This is a genomic window from Azonexus sp., assembly GCF_036170495.1.
Lineage (GTDB): Bacteria > Pseudomonadota > Gammaproteobacteria > Burkholderiales > Rhodocyclaceae > Azonexus.
On sequence record NZ_JAVHPH010000428.1, the window covers coordinates 1 to 1,746 of the forward strand.

The window sequence follows — 1,746 nt, forward strand, 5'->3', positions numbered from 1 at the left end:
TTCGCCTTATCCAGTTTGTAGGCCCAGGGCAGGCCGGCATTCTTCCAGCCATTGATCACGCGCTGCCCGGCTTTCGGGCCTTCCTTGGCGGCGTCACCCTCAAAGCCTTCGGCGACGCCGTAAACCTTGCGGTAGCCGGCCTGCAGAAGAAGATCCTGCGCCTTGGCGCTGCGGTCGCCGGAGCGGCACATCAGAATGATAGTGGCGTCCTTGGCCAGGCCCATGGCGGTCAGGCGGCGATCCACTTCGGGGACAAAATCGGAGTTCGGCTCAAGCTGGTAGCTACCGCGCTTTTCATCCCAGTCGCTCATGATTTCCGCATGCTCAACGTAGGGGACGAGGCCGTCGACATCAGCCGACATCCCGACGTACATGGCTTCGGCGCGGGTCCGGATGTCGAAAAAGGCAACGCCCTGCGGATTGTTCTTCTTCATGTCATGAGCCTGCTGCGGCGTCAGGTAGAGGCCAACTTTCGATTTCTTGACCTCAGGCAGCTTGTCCCAGTCAGTGCTGCCCGATGCCCAGTCGGCGGCGAAGGTTTGCGTGGCGACGGCCAGCGCGGCGATGGCAAAGAACTTGGATAGAAGTTTCATCAGGCGATCCCCGGGTTGTTGGCGGCGCCTTTCAGCGTCGGCAGGTTGAGTTTGACCGGCTTGACGGTCTTGATGTCGCGCAGATAGGTGGCGACGACGTCCCAGATCGGTTCGCCGGCGTTCTTGGCTGCCTCCGAAACCGGCGCCCAGCCGGCCACTTTGTAGGTTTTGGCCGGGTCGATGAGCTGGCCTTTGAGCATCATGTTCTGGATGCGGCTGCCCATCCTGGCGGTCGGATCGCAGGTCCATTGCAGGCCGCCGACGCGCACCATGTCGCCGCCCTGCTGGTAGTACGGGTCGGGGTTGAACAGGTTGTCGCAGACGTCTTCGAGCACGGTCTTGATCGTTTCGCCGCTCATGTTGCTGACCGTCGTCCACGGATAGGTAATCGCCGTCTGGTCGAGCACGTGTTCCATCAGGATGGGCTGCCCGGGCAGCAGCGAGGTGCCCCAGCGGAAGCCGGGCGAGAAGGCGATTTCGGCCTCCTTGACCTGCATCAGCGCGTCGAGAATGACCTGGTCGAAGGTACCGTTGAAGTTGCCACGACGGTAGAGCAAGCCTTCGCTGACCGCCAGCTTTTCGTTGAGTTTGGCCAGGTAGGGCGCGCGCGCCTGGTCGATCAGCGTCTGCATCTCCTTGTCGGCCGGCAGCAGGTTGGCGAAGACGGGTAGCAGCTTGTAGCGGAAATCGGCGATCTTGCCGTTCCTGACGTCGAAATCGAGCACGCCGAGGTACTTGCCGTTGGAACCGGCATTGGTCACCAGCGTCTGGCCGCCGGCGTTCTTGACGACGACCGGGGCCGGCATGCCGTCATGGGTGTGACCGCCGAGGATGGCGTCGATGCCTTTGACGCGGGAGGCCATCTTGAGGTCGACGTCCATGCCGTTGTGCGAGAGGACGACGACGACCTGCGCTCCCGCAGCGCGGGCTTCGTCGACGGTCTTCTGCATGTTTTCTTCCTGGATGCCGAAGCTCCAGTTCGGCGTCTGCCAGCGCGGATTGGCAATCGGCGTGTAGGGGAAAGCCTGGCCGATGATGGCAACCGGCACGCCGTTCATCTTCTTTATGACGAAGGGCTTGAAGACGGCATCGCCGAAATCGGTGGTCTTGACGTTCTGGGCGACGATGTCGATCTGGCCGGCGAAATCCTTTT

Annotated in this window: 2 protein-coding genes; both read right to left on the reverse strand. The window is 62.0% G+C overall.

Features of this window, described 5'->3' with window-relative positions; all coding sequences use genetic code 11:
• Positions 1–593, reverse strand: a 593-nt coding sequence (locus tag ADADOO_RS15530; RefSeq protein ID WP_511278411.1) for a rhodanese-like domain-containing protein, incomplete at its 3' end; no start/stop codon positions are given.
• A partial coding sequence (gene soxB / locus ADADOO_RS15535; RefSeq protein ID WP_511278412.1) for a thiosulfohydrolase SoxB occupies positions 593–1,746 on the reverse strand: 1,154 nt, incomplete at its 5' end. The genes ADADOO_RS15530 and soxB, both read right to left, overlap by 1 nt.